This window comes from Ureibacillus chungkukjangi (genome assembly GCF_003217295.1).
Lineage (GTDB): Bacteria > Bacillota > Bacilli > Bacillales_A > Planococcaceae > Ureibacillus > Ureibacillus chungkukjangi.
Map to the genome: position 1 here is coordinate 43,407 of NZ_QJTJ01000011.1, position 18,780 is coordinate 62,186.

The 18,780-nt window shown below is 38.5% G+C and carries 16 protein-coding genes and 1 riboswitch; of the genes, 4 read left to right on the forward strand and 12 right to left on the reverse strand.

Annotation, left to right across the window (positions count from 1 at the left end):
• Entirely contained in the window at window positions 1–4,521 is a 4,521-nt protein-coding gene (gltB, locus tag BJ095_RS09805; RefSeq protein ID WP_107935067.1) for a glutamate synthase large subunit, read from the reverse strand.
• Between the two features lie 119 nt (window positions 4,522–4,640).
• Here gltB and BJ095_RS09810 point away from each other — a divergent pair, with 119 nt between their 5' ends.
• On the forward strand, window positions 4,641–5,543 hold the full coding sequence (locus BJ095_RS09810; protein WP_107935068.1) for a LysR family transcriptional regulator: 903 nt from the start codon (window positions 4,641–4,643) through the stop codon (window positions 5,541–5,543).
• 341 nt (window positions 5,544–5,884) lie between these two features.
• On the opposite strand, the gene BJ095_RS09820 is transcribed toward BJ095_RS09810, so the two are convergent.
• The 10 genes from BJ095_RS09820 to BJ095_RS09865 form a co-directional block, all read right to left on the reverse strand.
• Entirely contained in the window at window positions 5,885–6,754 is an 870-nt protein-coding gene (locus BJ095_RS09820) for a MetQ/NlpA family ABC transporter substrate-binding protein (RefSeq protein ID WP_107935070.1), read from the reverse strand.
• Window positions 6,755–6,832: 78 nt separating this feature from the next.
• A complete protein-coding gene (locus BJ095_RS09825; protein WP_107935071.1) occupies window positions 6,833–7,501 on the reverse strand; it encodes a methionine ABC transporter permease in 669 nt (222 codons plus the stop codon).
• Window positions 7,494–8,519, reverse strand: coding sequence for a methionine ABC transporter ATP-binding protein (locus BJ095_RS09830; protein ID WP_107935072.1), 1,026 nt, complete (start codon window positions 8,517–8,519; stop codon window positions 7,494–7,496). Before BJ095_RS09830 ends, BJ095_RS09825 begins: the two co-directional genes overlap by 8 nt.
• A 176-nt stretch (window positions 8,520–8,695) precedes the next feature.
• Window positions 8,696–8,802: riboswitch (SAM riboswitch) on the reverse strand.
• Window positions 8,803–8,859: 57 nt separating this feature from the next.
• Entirely contained in the window at window positions 8,860–9,165 is a 306-nt protein-coding gene (locus tag BJ095_RS09835) for a thioredoxin family protein (RefSeq protein ID WP_107935073.1), read from the reverse strand.
• 43 nt (window positions 9,166–9,208) lie between these two features.
• Complete coding sequence (locus tag BJ095_RS09840) at window positions 9,209–9,613, reverse strand: toprim domain-containing protein (protein ID WP_408056960.1); 405 nt, start codon at window positions 9,611–9,613, stop codon at window positions 9,209–9,211.
• 188 nt (window positions 9,614–9,801) lie between these two features.
• The gene (gene gcvH, locus BJ095_RS09845) at window positions 9,802–10,182 is read right to left on the reverse strand and encodes a glycine cleavage system protein GcvH (RefSeq protein WP_107935075.1); all 381 of its coding nucleotides are present in this window, start codon (window positions 10,180–10,182) and stop codon (window positions 9,802–9,804) included.
• Window positions 10,183–10,263: 81 nt separating this feature from the next.
• Complete coding sequence (locus BJ095_RS09850; RefSeq protein ID WP_107935076.1) at window positions 10,264–10,620, reverse strand: arsenate reductase family protein; 357 nt, start codon at window positions 10,618–10,620, stop codon at window positions 10,264–10,266.
• Window positions 10,621–10,820: 200 nt separating this feature from the next.
• A complete protein-coding gene (locus tag BJ095_RS09855; RefSeq protein ID WP_107935123.1) occupies window positions 10,821–12,602 on the reverse strand; it encodes an acyl-CoA dehydrogenase family protein in 1,782 nt (593 codons plus the stop codon).
• 162 nt (window positions 12,603–12,764) lie between these two features.
• On the reverse strand, window positions 12,765–13,937 hold the full coding sequence (locus BJ095_RS09860; protein WP_107935077.1) for an acetyl-CoA C-acetyltransferase: 1,173 nt from the start codon (window positions 13,935–13,937) through the stop codon (window positions 12,765–12,767).
• Window positions 13,938–14,005: 68 nt separating this feature from the next.
• Complete coding sequence (locus BJ095_RS09865) at window positions 14,006–16,390, reverse strand: 3-hydroxyacyl-CoA dehydrogenase/enoyl-CoA hydratase family protein (protein ID WP_107935078.1); 2,385 nt, start codon at window positions 16,388–16,390, stop codon at window positions 14,006–14,008.
• Between the two features lie 279 nt (window positions 16,391–16,669).
• On the opposite strand from BJ095_RS09865, the gene BJ095_RS09870 reads away from it, so the two are divergent.
• Together BJ095_RS09870 and BJ095_RS09875 are read left to right on the forward strand one after the other, a co-directional pair.
• Window positions 16,670–16,987, forward strand: coding sequence for a thioredoxin family protein (locus tag BJ095_RS09870; protein WP_107935079.1), 318 nt, complete (start codon window positions 16,670–16,672; stop codon window positions 16,985–16,987).
• A gap of 124 nt (window positions 16,988–17,111) precedes the next feature.
• Complete coding sequence (locus BJ095_RS09875; RefSeq protein WP_107935080.1) at window positions 17,112–17,315, forward strand: 2-hydroxymuconate tautomerase family protein; 204 nt, start codon at window positions 17,112–17,114, stop codon at window positions 17,313–17,315.
• Window positions 17,316–17,412: 97 nt separating this feature from the next.
• On the opposite strand, the gene BJ095_RS09880 is transcribed toward BJ095_RS09875, so the two are convergent.
• Entirely contained in the window at window positions 17,413–18,138 is a 726-nt protein-coding gene (locus BJ095_RS09880) for a YjjG family noncanonical pyrimidine nucleotidase (RefSeq protein WP_107935081.1), read from the reverse strand.
• Window positions 18,139–18,260: 122 nt separating this feature from the next.
• On the opposite strand from BJ095_RS09880, the gene BJ095_RS09885 reads away from it, so the two are divergent.
• A complete protein-coding gene (locus tag BJ095_RS09885; RefSeq protein ID WP_107935082.1) occupies window positions 18,261–18,767 on the forward strand; it encodes a C39 family peptidase in 507 nt (168 codons plus the stop codon).
• Window positions 18,768–18,780: the final 13 nt, after the last annotated feature.

The following is an 18,780-nucleotide window of genomic DNA, read 5'->3' on the forward strand; positions in this document are numbered from 1 at the left end:
TTATTTGGAAATCGCTAATTCTTTAGCGCCAGTTGCTTCAACAAATGCTTGCATTGCAGCCGTTTCTTCCGTTAAACCTTGGAATTTGTGATAGCTGATTTTATCAATCATCGCTTTATAATCCGTTGGTACAACTTTTACAAACTTCGTTACGAATTTATCCCATTTTGCTAGAATATCTAAAGCAATTGTACTTTCAGTGTGTTCTAAGTGTTTGATAATCATAGAACGTAAAGCTTCGATTTCATTTTTATCTTCTAAACGCTCGAATTCAATCATTTCAGTGTTACAGGTTTCTTTGAACTTTTCTTCATCTGTTGGTAAAACATAGGCAATACCACCGCTCATACCTGCAGCAAAGTTTTTCCCTACATCACCTAGAATGACAACACGACCACCAGTCATGTACTCACAACCATGATCACCAATACCTTCAACTACAACATTGGCTCCACTGTTACGAACAGCAAAGCGTTCCCCAGCACGACCATTGATATATGCAGTACCACTTGTAGCTCCATATAGACAAACGTTCCCTGCTATAACATTTTTCTCTTGGGCACCCTTGATCGGTGCGATAGCTACTAATTTACCGCCAGATAGACCTTTACCGAAGTAGTCGTTAACATCTCCTACACATGAAAGCGTCATTCCTCTCGGTACGAATGCACCAAAGCTTTGACCTGCATGACCTGTAAAGTTCAGTTTAATAGTTTCATCTTTCAACCCAACTTCACCGTATTTTTTCGAAATTTCACTTCCAATTATCGTACCTACAACACGATCTGTATTTTTAATCGAATAATCGAGTTCGATTGATTCTTTTTCGTTAATGCTCTTTTCAACTTTTGGTAGAAGCTCACGAATATCAAAGGTTTCGTCAATACGTAAATTCTGGTCAGTTTGCTTCGTGCGAGCACCTTGTACCTGGTAAAGTAATGCTGATAGATCAAGCTGACCTGCTTTCCAGTGTGATTTAGCACGTTCACTAATTTGTAGGACATCTGTGCGTCCAACCATTTCGTCAACAGTATGGAATCCTAATTTCGCCATGTATTCACGCATTTCTTCAGCCACAAAGTACATGAAGTTTACAATGTGATCTGCGTTCCCCATGAATTTGGCGCGCAATTCTGGATTTTGAGTAGCTACCCCTACTGGACATGTATCTAAATGACATGCACGCATCATGATACATCCTAGTACGATTAATGGAGCTGTCGCAAAGCCATATTCCTCTGCTCCAAGTAAAGCCGCCATAACAACGTCCTTACCTGTCATTAGCTTTCCATCAGTTTCTAATGTTACTCGCTCGCGTAGGCCGTTTAACATTAATGTTTGGTGTGCTTCAGCTAAGCCTAGCTCCCATGGTAAACCTGTGTGCTTGATAGAAGTTTTTGGCGATGCGCCAGTTCCTCCATCATATCCAGAGATTACAATGACATCTGCTCCACCTTTAGCAACACCTGCTGCAATCGTTCCCACACCAGCTTTTGCTACTAGTTTTACAGAAATACGAGCATTACGGTTAGCATTTTTCAAATCGTAAATAAGCTCGGCTAAGTCCTCGATTGAATAAATGTCATGGTGTGGTGGAGGTGAAATTAACCCAACTCCTGGAGTAGAACCACGAACATCCGCAACCCATGGATAGACTTTGTTACCTGGTAATTGACCACCTTCACCAGGTTTAGCTCCTTGAGCCATTTTAATTTGTAGCTCTTTTGCATTTACAAGATAATGAGATTTCACACCAAATCGACCAGATGCAATTTGTTTAATCGCACTATTTCGGTTATCTCCATTTTCATCGATTTCAAAACGAGCAGTGTCTTCCCCGCCCTCACCTGAGTTTGAGCGTCCACCGATACGGTTCATGGCAATTGCTAAAGTTTCATGCGCTTCTTTAGAAATCGAACCGAAGGACATTGCACCTGTTTTGAATCGTTTTACGATTGAGTCTACTGATTCTACATCCTCTAACGGTATTGATTGATTAGTAGATTTGAACTCAAACATATTACGTAAGAACCCAAGTTGTTCTTCATTTGCCATTTCTGCATACATTCTGTATAAACCAAAATCATTTCTTCTTGTAGCCGTTTGCAGCGTATGGATTGTTTTCGGGTTAAATGCATGGTGTTCGCCATTAGCTCGCCATTGGAAATCACTTCCCGATTCAAGTAAAGCATTTCTAGAATCTAGCGCTAATTTGTGGCGACGCTTCGCTTCCTCGCCGATCGTTTTTAAATCAATCCCATCAATTTGAGATGCAGTTCCAGTGAAGTATCGATCAACGACTTCCTTACTAATTCCTACTGCTTCAAAAATTTGAGCACCACGGTAAGATTGAACAGTTGAAATACCCATTTTAGACATTACTTTTACTACACCATCAGCGATTCCCTTACGATACTTTTTCACGGCATCCTGGTAGCTAATTGTTAAATGGCCAGCCTCGATTGCCTCTTCGATAGAAGCAAACACAAGATATGGGTTAATAGCATCTGCACCAAATCCAACTAAAGCTGCAAAATGATGTACTTCACGAGCTTCTCCACTATTTGCAATAATGCTTACAAGAGTACGTTTACCTGTACGGACTAAATATTGATGTAAGCTACTTACAGCAAGTAATACTGGGATCGTTGGTGAATTCACATCGTCTAATTCATCTGACAGTATTATTAAAGAAATTCCTTTTTCGATTGCTGCATCTGCCTCATTGAATAAACGCTGTAATTCTGACTCTAATGTATTTTCATACTGAAGTGTGATTACTGCATGCTGGAAATGTGCATTCTTCATATTCGTAATCTCGCTCAACTCGCCATTTGTTAAAATCGGAGTATCTAAGAAAATACGGCGTGCATTCTCAGCATTTGGATGCAATAGATTCCCTTCAGCTCCAAGCAGAGTCATCGTTGAAGTTACAATATGCTCACGAATTGAATCGATCGGTGGGTTTGTAACTTGGGCAAATAACTGTTTAAAGTAATTAAATAAAGACTGCGGACGATCCGATAGAACTGCTAAAGGTGTATCGTTCCCCATTGAACCAATTGGATCTTTCCCGCTCTCTGCAACTGGAACAATATATTTTTGAATGTCCTCAAAAGTATAACCAAAGGATTTTTGACGTACTGCTAGCACATCAACTTCTTTAGGAGTTTCCTCATCAGCTTCAACTGTTAGCAAATTTTCTTCTAGCCATTTCGCATATGGTTGCGCCTGTGCCATCTCGCTTTTCAGCTCTTCATCAGAAACAATTTTCCCTTGCTCTAAATCGATTAACAGCATGCGGCCTGGGCTTAAACGTTCTTTATATAAAACGTTTTCTTCCTCGATATCGACAACCCCTACTTCCGAAGAAAAGACGATCATATCATCCTTCGTTACATAGTAGCGTGCCGGACGTAAGCCATTACGATCTAGTATTGAACCAATTTGCTTACCATCTGTGAAACAAATCGCTGTAGGACCATCCCAAGGCTCCATCATACTTGCATGGTAAGCATAAAATGCTTTTTTCTCCTCTGAAATATGAGGATTTTCAGTCCATGGCTCTGGAATAAGCATCATTGCTGTATGTGCTGGTGTACGACCTGCTAGCACAAAGAATTCAAACGCATTATCTAACATAGAAGAGTCAGAACCTGAGTTATCAATAATAGGTAATAATTTCTTTAAATCCTCTCCAAAGGCCTCAGAAACAAAACGTTGTTCACGGGCAGTCATCCAGTTGATATTGCCACGTAATGTGTTAATTTCCCCGTTGTGCACAATATAGCGGTTTGGATGTGCACGTTCCCAGCTTGGGAAGGTATTTGTTGAGTATCTTGAGTGAACAATAGCAAACGCTGAAATAAAGCTTACATCCTGAAGGTCGATGTAAAATTCACTAACCTCTTCTGGTGTTAATAACCCTTTAAAGACCATTTTTTGGCTAGACATACTTGGACAGTAAAATTTCATATCATTTTCTTTTGCCCAGAATTCAGCCTGCTTGCGAATTAAATATAATTTACGTTCAAAAGCTAAAGAATCTTCAGCATTTTCTCCCTTAATAAAAACCTGGCGAACAACAGGTGCTGTTGATTTCGCAATATCACTTAATATCTCTTTATTTGTAGGAGCAGTTCTCCAGCCAATTAATGTTTGACCTTCCTGCTCGATAAGCTCGTTAATTTTGTTTTCGATGGACTCTCTCTCTCTATTATCCTCTGTGAAAAACAATTGCCCTACACCGTACTCACCATTTGCTGGTAAGTTTAAGTCTGGACAGTTTAGTTTAAAAAATGCATCAGGAATCTGAACCATTAATCCAGCTCCGTCGCCAGTTCTACCATCGCCACCTCGTCCTGCTCGGTGATCTAAGCGACATAACATCTCTAGTCCGTTTTTTACAATCTCATGTGAAGCGTGTCCCTTAATATTTGCGTAAAAGCCGATTCCACAAGCGTCATGTTCGAAACTTGGTGAATAAAGCCCTTGCGCCTTCGGAAACTGATGAAAAGTCATGTAAATCCCCCCAAATCTTCGTGAATACCTTATTTACATTGTAAAGTTTTTAGAATAATATAAACAATATATACTTTGGATTGAATTCATCTAATATTTAGATAAATGGGGTGGAAACGTTGGAATTACGGCAATTGCGATACTTTGTTGAGGTAGCCGAAAGGGAACATATTTCTGAAGCAGCCGAACATTTACATGTCGCCCAGTCAGCTGTTAGTCGACAAATCGCAAACCTTGAGGATGAGCTTGGCACACCACTTTTTGAACGTGTTGGTCGAAATGTAAAGCTTACACCAATTGGTAAAATCTTTTTGGAACACACCATTACCGCATTGAAGGCAATTGATTTTGCTGTTAAACAAGTCGAAGAGTATTTAGATCCAGCAAAGGGAACCATCAAAATCGGCTTCCCTACAAGTCTTGCAAGTTACGTATTACCAACTGTCATTTCCGCCTTTAAAAAAGAGTTCCCGGATGTTCACTTCCATTTACGTCAGGGCTCATACCGCTATTTAATCGATGCCGTAAAGAACCGCGAACTCAACCTTGCCTTTTTAGGTCCTGTTCCACCTAGCGACGAAAGCATCCATTCATCAATACTATTTAGCGAGAAAATTCATGTATTACTTCCTGCGAACCATCATTTAGCCAATGCTGAAAAAATCGTACTTGGTGATTTAAGAAATGAGAATTTCGTTCTTTTTCCTGAAGGCTTTATATTAAATAAAGTAGTTGTAGATGCATGCAAAGCTGCCGGTTTTGTACCAAGCGTTACTTCGGTTGGTGAAGATATGGATGCTTTAAAGGGGCTAGTAGCTGCCGGCATCGGGATTACACTACTGCCTGAAAGCTCACTTTACGATTCCACGCCACGTTTTACCGTAAAGATGGCTATCGAAAATCCTATGATTACGCGAACAGTAGGCGTCATTTATCCAACCAACCGCGAACTCGGACCTTCTGAACAAGTTTTCTTGAAATTTATCGATAATTTCTTTTCAAGATTGAATCAGTTTTTATAGAGAATGCGAGAAACGCGCGGAGCACGAGGGGATTGTGCTCTGGGCGTTTCTTTTGTTTTGAAATTAGCTGGGGTGTTTTGCGGTGGATTGGCTCATGAGAACTGCTTCGTAGATTGAGTTTCACTTTCGGATGCACTTCACATTCTTTATGAACTGCATCCCGGATTGTTTTATACTCTGGGATGCACTTCATCCACCCCATGAACCGCATCCCGCCCCACATTTCACTCTCTAACAATCTTCATCCTCCTCATGAACCACACCCCGAACCCGATTCCACTCTCAACTGTCCTTAAAATCAAAAATGGTGAGAGAACATTTCGTTCCCTCACCACTTCAAATTATTCGTTTACTGGTACTACAGCGCCGCCCCACTCATCCATGATGAATTGTTGGATTGCATCAGAGTGTAGAACTTCTACTAAGCGTTTGATTGCTTCGTTATCTTTGTCTTCTGCACGAACTGCAATAATATTTACATATGGAGATTCTGAGCCTTCGATAGCAATTGAATCTTTAAGAGGGTTGATGCCAGCGTCGATTGCGAAGTTAGAGTTAATAACAACTACATCGCCTTCGCCTTCTTCATAATAAGTCACTAGCATTCCTGGTTCTGATTTGTTATCGATTACTAATTTTTTAGGATTTTCAACAATATCATCTAAAGTTGCAGCTGCTTTGTCGACACCCTCTTTTAACTTGATAAGACCTTGAGCCTCTAAAAGAGATAAGAAACGACCTTCTTCAGCAGGGTTATTTGAAATAATAACAGTAGCACCTTCTGGTAGTTCATCTAAAGAATCATACTTTGTTGAGTAAATACCCATTGGCTCAATGTGAATTCCGCCAGCATTTACAAAATCATAGCCTTTTTCAGCAATTTCCGTTTCAAGATAAGGAATGTGTTGGAAATAGTTCGCATCTAAATCACCAGACTCTAAATCTTGGTTAGGCATTATATAATCTTGGTAAGGTTGGATATCTAACTCGATACCTTCTTCAGCTAAAATTGGTTTTGCTTGCTCTAAAATTAAATCATGTAAACCATTTGATGCACCAATCACGATTTTATCTGATTTTGCCGTTTCAGTTGCGCCTTCATCTGCAGCACCATTTGTAGAATTAGTTGTTTCTTCCTCTTTAGCAGTTCCACATGCAGCTAATGCAAGTACGACTACTGATAGTAATAAGAATGATAAAAATTTCTTCATGTCGTCTTTCTCCTTTTCTCTATTTCTCTCTATATGTGAACGGCTAAACCGTCAGCACCAATTACCAAACAAATCTAATTATCGTTTGTCAGTCTTTGTTGTTATAAAGTCTCCAATAAACTGTAGGATAAACACAATTACTAAAATTATGATTGTCGCCATTAAAACTACATCATCACGGCTACGCTGGAAGCCATCAATAAACGCCAGGTTTCCTAAGCCGCCTGCACCGATAATCCCAGCCATCGCTGTATAGCCTACTAATGCAACAGCAGTTACTGTAATACCTGAAAGTAATGCTGGTAATGATTCAGGTATTAATACCTTCCAAATAATCGTTGAAGTTTTCGCTCCCATTGAACGAGCTGCTTCAATTACACCTTTATCAATCTCTCTTAAAGCAATTAACACTAAGCGAGCGTAAAACGGTGCTGCGCCAATAATTAATGCCGGTAAAGCCGCTTCAACTCCACGAATTGTTCCTACAAGGAATTTCGTGAAAGGAATTAAAAGTATGATCAATACGATAAATGGAATCGATCTAAAAATATTAACAAGTGATCCTGTTAAAAAATTCACCACTTTATTTGCCCAAATTTGGTTTGGGCTTGTCAGGAATAGTAAAATCCCTATTACTAGTCCTAGAATAAAGGTTACTCCTGTTGAGATAACCGTCATATATATTGTTTCGTATGTGGCCTCCCACATTTTTACCCAATCTACATTCGGAAATAATTGATTAAACATGGTCAATCACCTCCGCTTGGATTTCTCTTGTTTCTAAAAGCTTAAATGCTTCTTCCACCTGATTTGGTTTACCATCTATTTGTACAATTAATGTTCCATATGGGCCACTTGTAGTTTGTGTGATATTTCCGTGCACGATATTTACTTCAACATCAAATTCTTTAATGATTTGGGAGATTACCGGTTGCTCTGTTTTGTTGCCAATAAACGTTAGCTTAACGATCTTCCCAGTAGGATAATTGACAAGAATTTGCTCGATTGATTCTTTTGATTCTTTCGTTCCAGAAACCTGCATTACAAAATTCTTTGTAATTTCAGCCTGTGGATTTTGGAATACGTGAAGCACATCGCCAGATTCTACAACTCGTCCTGCTTCCATAACTGCCACGCGATGACAGATTTTGCGAATAACGTGCATTTCATGTGTAATCAGAACAATCGTCAGACCTAAACGCTTATTTATATCAAGCAATAATTCTAAAATAGCGTCCGTTGTTTCAGGATCTAGTGCACTTGTTGCTTCATCGCAAAGTAATACTTCTGGGTTATTAGCAAGTGCTCTTGCAATTCCAACGCGCTGCTTTTGACCGCCAGACAGCTGAGATGGGTAAGCATTTTCTCTGCCTGTCAAACCAACTAAGTCGATTAATTCCTTTACTCTTTTTGAACGCTCAGCCTTTGAAACACCTGCAATCTCTAAAGGAAAAGAAATGTTATCAGCAACTGTACGAGACCATAAAAGGTTGAAATGCTGGAAGATCATACTGATTTTTTGGCGTGCTTGACGCAGCTTTGTACCAGAAATCGATGAAATTTGATGTCCACCTACTTCTACCGTACCAGTAGAAGGCTTCTCCAAGCCGTTTAACAAGCGAATCATCGTACTTTTACCGGCACCACTATAACCAATAATTCCGTATATTTCACCTTTGTTAATGGTTAAATTAACATCTTTAACAGCTGTTATTTCTCCATTTTTTGTTTTATATATTTTCGATATATCTTTTAGTTCAATCATATGCGAGACTCCTTATAGCGAATCGTAACTATGTATTCTTATTAGTGAGTTTAAGTGCTTCAATTGTCCCCATTTGGCAAGTGTGAGATGTGAATCTAGTAATTTATAAAAAAACAAAAATCCCCTTCTACACAGACAAGTAGAAGGGGACGTAAATATATATTTACGTTACCGTTCTCTTATCTTCCAAAGTATCCACTTCGCGTGACTTGGCACCTTTTCACATTACTGTGATGGTTGCCGGGCTTCATAGGGCACTTCCCTCCACCGCTCTTTATAAGAGTTACGATATTAAGTTTTAGATTATGGATGTTACTTTACCATGTTAGATTGTTTCTAGTCAACTACTTTTTTTCAACTTATCATATAGGAATGGTACAGATTGGAAAGCATACAATTTTTCGACATTCCCATTTTCGCTAATTAGTAAGCATGGTACACTTTCAATTTGATAATCCATCGCTAAGTTTTCTAAGAAATTAATATTGGCTTTTCCTAACGGCAAGTCTGGTAAAAGATTTTCAATCACATCCATCATTTTCGATGCAACAGCACAAGTTCCACACATAGGCGTATATAAATAAAAAGCAACTAAGCCATTTTGCTCCTTTTGTTGCTTCCAATTTTCAATTGTCCATTCTCTCATAATCATCATCCTACTTCTTTGTTTAGGTAATAAAAACATCTATTTACATTTCAAGTGTCGAAGATAAATACTGCTTATGCACAGAGAATTTAGCATCGCTTAACAAATTAGCTAAAACTTTCTTAGGCGCATTTGCCACTTCGATATATGTTCGAGGTATGAAAAGATGAACAGCCTCAGAATAGATTCTTTTCGTTAGCTTTCTCAACTTTTCACCTGAATTATCCGCATCGAATAACGTATAGAGTTTACATTCTTCAAATGGCTCTAGAAGATCCAGGAGAGCATCCTCACTAATTGTTCCATTTGTACAAATAATTTTAACATCCTCAGCAAAAATTGGTGCGATGTTTAACTTATCCGATCGACCTTCAACAATTATACACTTATCAACTATCATTTGCTTCACCCCACGATTTGTAGTTACACAGCTAAATAACGTCTTCAAATATGCATAAGGATAATGATTGAAAAGCACGGTTTTCATAAAGCGAAATCCGATGTCTTTTCCCACTGAATTTGTAAGAAAGTCTTAAAAATATCAGTGAAATAAAAGGTATGGTTACTTATTATATTTATATTGTAAAAAAAACGCCAGTGATTTTCTGGCGTTTTTCTTTCTATATCATATTCATATTATGCGTCAATTAATTCATCATATTGCTCAGGAGTTAATAAAGCTTCCACTTCTGAAAGATCTGTTGGCTCAATAACAATCATCCAAGCCTGATCATAAGGTGATTCATTTACAAATTCTGGACTATCTTCAAGTTCACTATTGATTTCAACAACCTTACCTGACACTGGTGCATATAGTTCTGAAACTGTTTTTACAGATTCAACACTACCGAATGGTGCGTTTAACTGAACTTCGTCGCCAACCTGTGGTAGTTCAACGAAAACAATATCGCCAAGCTCAGATTGTGCAAAGTGCGTAATTCCAATGCGAACTTTACCATCTTCAACTTTAACCCATTCGTGTTCTTTAGAGTAACGTAAATCTTTCGGTGTGCTCACTCAAAACCCCTCCAAATATATGTAATTCATACATAATAAGTTTGACATATTTTATAATTAAAAACAAGATAGAGTAATGCTTTATTTCCAAGATTCAGTGAAGTCAGTTTCTTTAAATCCTAAAGTAACTTTTTCACCATCTGTAACGATTGGTCTTTTAATCAGCATACCGTCAGAAGCAAGTAATTCTAGCTGTTCATCCTCTGACATAGAGCTTAACTTGTCCTTTAAGCCTAATTCTTTATACTTCATGCCAGATGTATTAAAGAACTTCTTCAAAGGAAGCTCACTTTTCTCCCAAATCGCCTTTAACTCAGCTTTCGTTGGCGTCTGCTCCACAATATGAATCGCCTCATAAGCAATCCCTTCATCCTTCAGCCATTTCTCAGCCTTCTTACAAGTCGTACAACGCGGATATTGAATCAATTTAAGTACCATACAGAAACTCCTTCACTATATTAAATTTCACCTAACAAAAGTATAGCAGACAACCATTGTGTCTGTATTGTTTGTGTGCCTGGTACGCATTTAATTCAGAATAATTTGAATTGTTTTAGATTTGTGTGTGTACCTGGTACATACACAATTCCCATACACAAAAAACGGGCATCCTGTGTTAAGGATGCCCGTCAAGCGTACTATACGATGAATTTTTCTGCTTCGATTAGTTTTTGTGAAGCTTCACGTTTTTTCAAGATTAGGTTGTAAGGGTTACTGCGTGTTAGTTTACGAAGTGCAGAAAGTGTCATTTTACCTGCATCTCCATCTACTGAAGCTAAGATTGTTTCTTTAGCTTCTTTTTCGATCTCTGCAAAGGCTTCTTGGCAGAAGATTTCAGTATAAAGAATTTTTTGCTTCGACTTCTCTACACCGTCACGCTCGATTGCTTTTGCTGTACGAATAACAGCTGACTCCATTGCATAAAGCTGGTTCGCGATATTAGCAATGTTAACAAGCACTTCTTGCTCAGCTTCTAGCTTTGCACCAAACCTCTGAGCTGCTACACCTGCAGTTAACACACCAATTTTCTTAGCGTTTTTCACTAAGTATTTCTCTTGTGCTAATGGCTCGTCACTGATTTCTTCAGGCATTAGCATTAATAGTTCTTCTTGTAGCTTTTGAGCAACTTGAAGTAGTGGCAATTCACCTTTTAATGCCTTTTTCATAAATGTGCCTGGTACGATTAAGCGATTGATTTCGTTTGTACCTTCAAAAATACGGTTAATACGAGAATCACGGTAAATACGTTCTACTTCATATTCTGCCATGAAACCATATCCACCATGTAACTGAACTGCTTCATCTGCAATATAATCTAAAGTTTCAGAACCGAAAACCTTCGCGATTGAACATTCGATAGCGTACTCTGCAATTGCCCCAGCAATCGCTTTCCCATCTTTTTGCTCTTCTGCTGAAAGCTGGCTTAAACGATCCTCGAAGTAACCAACTGTACGATAGTTCAATGATTCTGAAGCATATAGCTGAGAAGCCATCGTCGCGATTTTTTCCTTTGTTAGGTTAAAGCTTGAAAGTGGTGTTTTAAATTGTTGACGTTGGTTTGTATAAGCAATCGCTAATTCTAAAGCACGCTTTGAACCACCAACTGTACCAACACCTAATTTATAACGACCAATATTTAAAATGTTGAAGGCAATAACGTGACCGCGCCCAACTTCACCAAGTAAGTTTTCAACAGGAACTTCAGCATCCTCTAAGATTAATGTACGAGTTGAAGAAGATTTAATCCCCATTTTCTTCTCTTCTGCCCCTACAGATACACCTGGGTAGTTGCGTTCAACGATAAAAGCAGTGAATTTATCTCCATCGATTTTCGCGTAAACAACGAATACATCAGCAAAGCCTGCGTTTGTAATCCATTGTTTTTCCCCGTTTAGTACATAGTGAGTGCCAGCTTCATTTAGCTTAGCAACCGTTTTCGCACCAAGTGCATCAGACCCTGAGCCTGGTTCAGTTAAAGCGTATGCTGCGATCAACTCACCAGAAGCAAGCTTCGGTAAGTATTTTGATTTTTGCTCATGGTTACCGAATAATACGATTGGTAATGAACCGATCCCTACGTGTGCACCATGAGTAATAGAGAAACCACCAGCTGGAGACATTTTTTCAGCGATTAAAGCAGATGAGATTTTATCTAACTCTAAGCCCTCATATTCTTCAGGTACATCAGCAGCTAGTAAACCAAGCTCCCCTGCTTTTTTCAGTAGTCGTACTGAATGCTCGAATTCATGGTGCTCTAAATTCTCGATAACTGGCTTTACTTCATTTTCAATATAGTCAGTAGTTGTTTGAGCGATCATTTTTTGCTCGTCTGTAAAATCCTCAGGAGTGAATACACGATCTAATTCCACATCTTCAATTAAAAAACTTCCACCCTTGATAATGTTTGTTGTTTGAACCATTTTTACTTCCTCCCCTTTATCCCATAAAGTTATTAAAATCATTTATAAGTAATTCCTACATGTTCCCATCCAAATACCATATATAGAAAAGCTCTAGACACTCGTTTCCCGGAGGCAACGGTAGTAGCACGATTGCCTAAAGCTAATCAACAAATTCACAAATTATAAAACTTCAATTACTCCAGCAGCGCCCATTCCGCCACCGATACACATTGTAATAACGCCATACTTCTTGCCTTGACGTTTTAGCTCATGGATTAGTTTTAATGTTAGAATGGCACCTGTTGCACCAAGTGGATGCCCTAAAGCAATTGCTCCACCATTTACATTTACTTTATCCATATCGATTCCTAAATGGCGAACCACTTGAATCGATTGAGAACCAAAGGCTTCATTTAATTCCCATAAATCAATATCATCTAGTGAAAGACCAGCGATTTTTAACGCTTTTGGTACAGCTTCGATTGGGCCGATCCCCATTACTTCTGGTGGAACGCCACCTACTGCAAAGCCTAAAAACTTCGCCATAGGCTTTAATCCTTGGTTTTCAGCTTCTTCACGATCCATTACTAGAACCGCCGCAGCTCCGTCAGATGTTTGAGAAGAGTTCCCCGCTGTTACAGAGCCTTTTACATTGAAGGCTGGACGTAATTTCCCAAGCCCCTCCATAGAAGTACCTGGTCGAACACCTTCATCTGTATCAAACGTAAATGTTCTCGATTGAAGCTTATTATTATCGTCAACATAGTGTTGCACTACTTCAATAGGAACAATTTCGTCTTTAAATTTACCCTCTTTAATAGCTTTTTCCGCTAATTCATGAGAACGTACAGCAAAAGCATCTTGGTCTTCTCTACTAACTTCATAACGATTTGCAACTTCCTCAGCAGTATGACCCATGCTCATATAATATTGAGGTGCTTCTTCTGCTAGCTTCGGATTAAGTCGAACAGTATTTCCTGTCATCGGAATCATACTCATCGACTCTACTCCGCCGGCAAGAACTGCTTTTGAATGACCTAGCATTACTCGTTCTGCTGCATAAGCTATTGCTTGAAGACCAGAAGAACAGAAACGGTTAATGGTAATAGCTGGTGTAGAATCTGGTAGACCTGCTAATGCACCAATATTACGCGCAACATTCATTCCTTGTTCAGCTTCTGGCATTGCACAGCCCATTATTAAATCATCGATTGGACCAACATATCCCGCTCTTTTTAATGTTTCCTTTACTACCACTGCCCCAAAATCATCAGGACGTACGGTTGCAAGTGATCCTTTTTTTGCCTTAGCAATCGGCGTTCTTGCACCTGCTACAATTACGGCTTCACGCATATTGTGTATCCCCCTTATTCATTGCATATGACACTTTTAGATTTCGTTCTGATCCTAGAAAACACAAATTAGTTACGTAATGGTTTCCCCTTGATAAGCATGTGCTGCATTCTTGCTTGTGATTTCGGATCTGCTACAAGGCTTAAAAATGCCTCGCGCTCTAAGTTTAGTAAATAGTCTTCTGTTACTTCAGTTCCGTATGGTACAAGCCCCCCTGCAATAACATAGGCAAGCTTTTTCGCAATTTTCAAATCATGCTCACTGATGAAGCCAGACTGGAACATACCTTGTGCACCGAGTAATAACGTTGCATAGCCTGGCGCTCCAACAACCTTCACTTTTTTCGGAGCCGGCGCTGTATAACCAGCTTCTGATAATGCAAGTACTGCCTGTTTTGCATCATGGATTAAATGATCTGGATTAACCGAAATTCCATCAGCAAAGCTTAAGAAGTTATTATCGCGTGCTTCTTCACCTGATGTTGAAACCTTAGCCATGGCAATCGTTTCAAATACTTTGTTAGCAATAGCTTGATAGTCAATTTCTACTCCGTTTGGTAGACCTTTTAAGTACTTCTCATAAAGTGCTAGGTTACCTCCACCACCTGGAATCAAACCTACACCTACTTCAACTAAGCCCATATATGTTTCGCTAGATGCTTGAATATGAGCAGCTGGTAAACACACCTCTGAACCGCCACCTAGTGTCATGCCAAATGGTGCAGCGACAACAGGCTTTTTACTGTATTTCACTCGTCGCATCGCTTTTTGGAATGCACGAATTGTATAGTCTAATTCAAAAATGTTATCATCCTGAGCTTCCATTAGAATCATGCCAAGATTTGCACCTACACAGAAGTTTTTACCTTGGTTTCCGATGACTAGCCCCTTGAAATTCGCTTCAACCTCATCGATTGCAAAATTCAGCATTTGAATAATATCAAGGCCAATTGCATTTGATTTCGAATGGAATTCAAGTAAAGCAACTCCATCCCCTAAATCTATTAAACTAGCACCAGAATTTGATTTAATGACCCCTTGCTTTTTCTTATAACGCTTTAAATCAATTACTTTTTCGTTAACCGGTACTTTTACATACTCTGAACCATTGTAATAAGCTAAGTCACCATCTAGCTCTGTATAGAAGGATTCAAAGCCTTGAGATAAAAACTCTTTCACGAAGCCAGGTACTTCTTTATCTTCAGCCTCCATTTTTTCTACTGATTTTTGAACACCGATAGAATCCCACATTTCAAATGGACCCTGCGACCAACCGAAGCCCCACTTCATGGCATTATCAATTTCAACGATACTGTCAGCAATAACACCTGTCATTTCAGCAGAATAAATTAATGTTGGAGCAAAGATGTTCCATAATAATTCACCCGTACGATCGTTGGCATAAACAAGTGTCTTCACTTTATTTGGAAGTCCCTTTGTTTGTTTTGCCATTTCTATAGAAGGTGTTTGTAATTTCTTTGCGGGTACATATTCAAAAGTTGAAGGGTCAATCTCAAGGATTTCTTTGCCCTTTTTCAAGAAGAAGCCTTGACCAGATTTCGCACCTAACCAACCATTATCTACTAATTTCTTCATTAGCTCTGGTACTTCAAACACTTTTTGCTCTTCATCAGTTGTTTGATCGTAAACTGTTTTTGCAACGTGTAGGAAAGTATCTAATCCTACAACATCAAGTGTTCTGAAAGTCGCTGATTTTGCTCGACCAATTAGCGTTCCAGTAACTGAGTCAACTTCACCTACTGAATAACCACGCTCCAGCATTTCTCTTAACGTAACTAGTAAACCATATGTCCCGATACGGTTTGCAACAAAGTTTGGTGTATCCTTACCGATTACTACCCCTTTACCTAATACATCCTCAGCAAACGTTTTCATGAACGAAACAACCTCAGGTAACGTTTGTTCAGTTGGAATAACCTCTAGTAGCTTTAAGTATCTTGGCGGGTTAAAGAAGTGTGTTCCTAAAAAGTGCTTTTGGAAGTCTTCAGAACGTCCCTCAGCCATAGCATTTACACTGATACCCGATGTATTTGAACTAATAATCGTCCCTGGCTTTCGGACTAAATCTATTTTTTCAAAAAGATTCTTTTTAATATCTAAATTTTCAACAACCACTTCAATGATCCAGTCAACGTCACTTAGCTGATCTAGGTGATCGTCAAAATTTCCTGGAGTAATCAGTGCTAAATTTTTCTTTGAAGTTAATGGTGCTGGTTTATGCTTTAATAGCTTTTGAACTGCACTTGCTGCAAAACGATTTCGAACAGCAGCGTGTTCTAAATTAAGACCCTTTGCTTCTTCTTCCTTCGTAAGCTCCCTTGGAACAATATCCAATAATAATGTTGGAATCCCGATATTTGCTAAATGTGCTGCAATTCCTGATCCCATTACCCCTGAACCGAGTACGGCTGCTTTTTGAATTTTGTAAGACATAAATATCCCCCTTAATCCTTTGAATGAATACTCATTCATTTTATGCCGAAAAAAAATAAATTCATAAAATTTAATTCTTTAAATCACGTTTTCTGTTCTTAGTGTAGTTGATTTCCTCAAATTTAGCAATAACTTTTAACTTAATTTTCTAAAAAATTCGGAAGGTTTTTTATTGATTTACTAGAGTTATCTATATTTTATGAACAATCATTCAGTAAGTCAAATTACTTTTCCGAATAATTTAAAATGTGTACACTACATATAAGGAGAGTGATTATAATGCAAGACATTACTACAAATGAACAATTTAACGAAATCATCGTATCAGAGCAACCGGTAATCGTAAAGTTCTACGCTGGCTGGTGTCCAGATTGCACACGCATGAATATGTTTATCGACCCAATTGTTGAAGAATACAGCCAATACACATGGTATGAAATGAATCGTGATGAATTCCCTGAATTAGCAGAGAAATATCAAGTAATGGGTATTCCAAGTTTATTAATCTTCAAAAACGGTGAAAAACTAGCACACTTACACAGTGCAAACGCTAAATCTCCAGAAGATGTGAAAGAATTCTTAAACGCTCAAGCTTAATTTGGCTTTTGTATGTCTTTGGGCTATGAATAAGTTTTTCAAAACTTACTTCATAGCTTTTTTGCTCTGTGCAAGTTTAGTTAAGTCCAACTGATATGGAATCAATTCTAAGGGGATGAACAAAATGCCTTATGTAAATATCAAAATAACTAATGAAGATGTGACACCAGAAAAAAAAGCTGCCCTTATTAAAGGAGCAACTCAATTGCTAGTAGATGTCCTAGGTAAAAACCCAGCAACAACTGTAGTAGTTATCGACGAGGTTGACACTGATAACTGGGGTATTGCTGGAGAAACTGTAACAAGCCGAAGGAAAGAAGGAAAATAACTAGAATGTTAGAGTAGCGAGAAAAACATCACGGTCGATGTTTTTCTTTTTTATATGCTCGTTCCCCTGCTTCAAAAACAACTTCAATCTCTACTAATTATAAAACTAAATTCCCTGCACCACTGTAATCCTTCAATCCCAAAATCCAGTATAATTCCTCTAACTCACGGATTTTATAAGTAGGGTGAATGTCAGTATTAGCTAACTCGCTCCCTTCCCTGTTTACCCAGCACGTATCGATACCGGCATTCCAGCCACCAGTTACATCAGCACTGAAGGAATCTCCGATGATTAATGTCGTGCTTAAATCTAAGCTTTCAATTTGAGAAAAAGCATAATCGAAAAAGCCCTTCATCGGTTTTTGATAGCCCGTATCCTCTGAAACAAATACTTTTTTGAAATACGGCGCCAGGCCTGAGCCCTCTAACCTTTTTTGCTGTATAATCGACGCACCATTTGTCACAACATATAAATCAAATTCAGTAGAAAGTTTTTGAATTAATTCCATCGCACCTTCTATTAAATAATAGCCTTCACTTAAATATTTTCGGTAGTTTTGCTCGAGAGCTGCGCCGTCTACCTGGATTCCATACTGTTCAAATAACAGTGCAAATCTCGTATTAACGACTTCATCTCGATCTATTTCACCATTTTCATAGCCCTTCCATAATGCAGTATTGATCTTCTGGTAGTTGGCTTTTATGTCAGGTGTTAATGAAAAATTTTGATCACTAAATAACTTTTGTAAGGCAATATCCTCTGAAGCCGCAAAGTCTAACAATGTCTCATCTAAATCAAATAATAAAGCTTTGTATTGTACCATCGTGCTCCCCCTTAGCTTTTCAATCATTCTCTTTTTAATATTTCTTATTAAATTATAGCATTCTTTTGTACAGAATCCCTTACTTACCATATGATATTAGAAAGAAGGTATGAGGTGAAAAAATGAGAGTTCAACTAAATGTACAAGGAATGTCCCAATATAACAAAGAAGTAAACGCGCACTATCAAAACTCTGCTTGTGGGCCAACTACAGTATCTGTCATTTTAAATTATCATGGCTTAGAACAAACAAAGGATATCAATACACTTTATAAGCTACTTGGCGGAACAAAAATCGGTTTGTTTACTTGGCGCCTCATAAAAAATTTACGAAAAATCCTAGGACCCAGCTGGAATATCTCACGCTGTACACTAGCAGAAAGTCTAAAAGAGCTAGAGGCAGGTAGACCTGTTGCTATGAAATTTGATAAGCATTTTACTTTCCAATGGTTCACTAAACCAACCTTTAAATATCACTGGACACCATTAATTGGCTATGAACTCGCCAATGATGAGCTCTTCCTAATCCTTCATGATAATGGCGGGCGCAATCGGGATAGCCAAATTAGAAAGGTTCGCTATGCAGATAACCATAAAGTACTGACCTTCGTAAAAATAGAGCCGAAGTGATACCCTAATCACC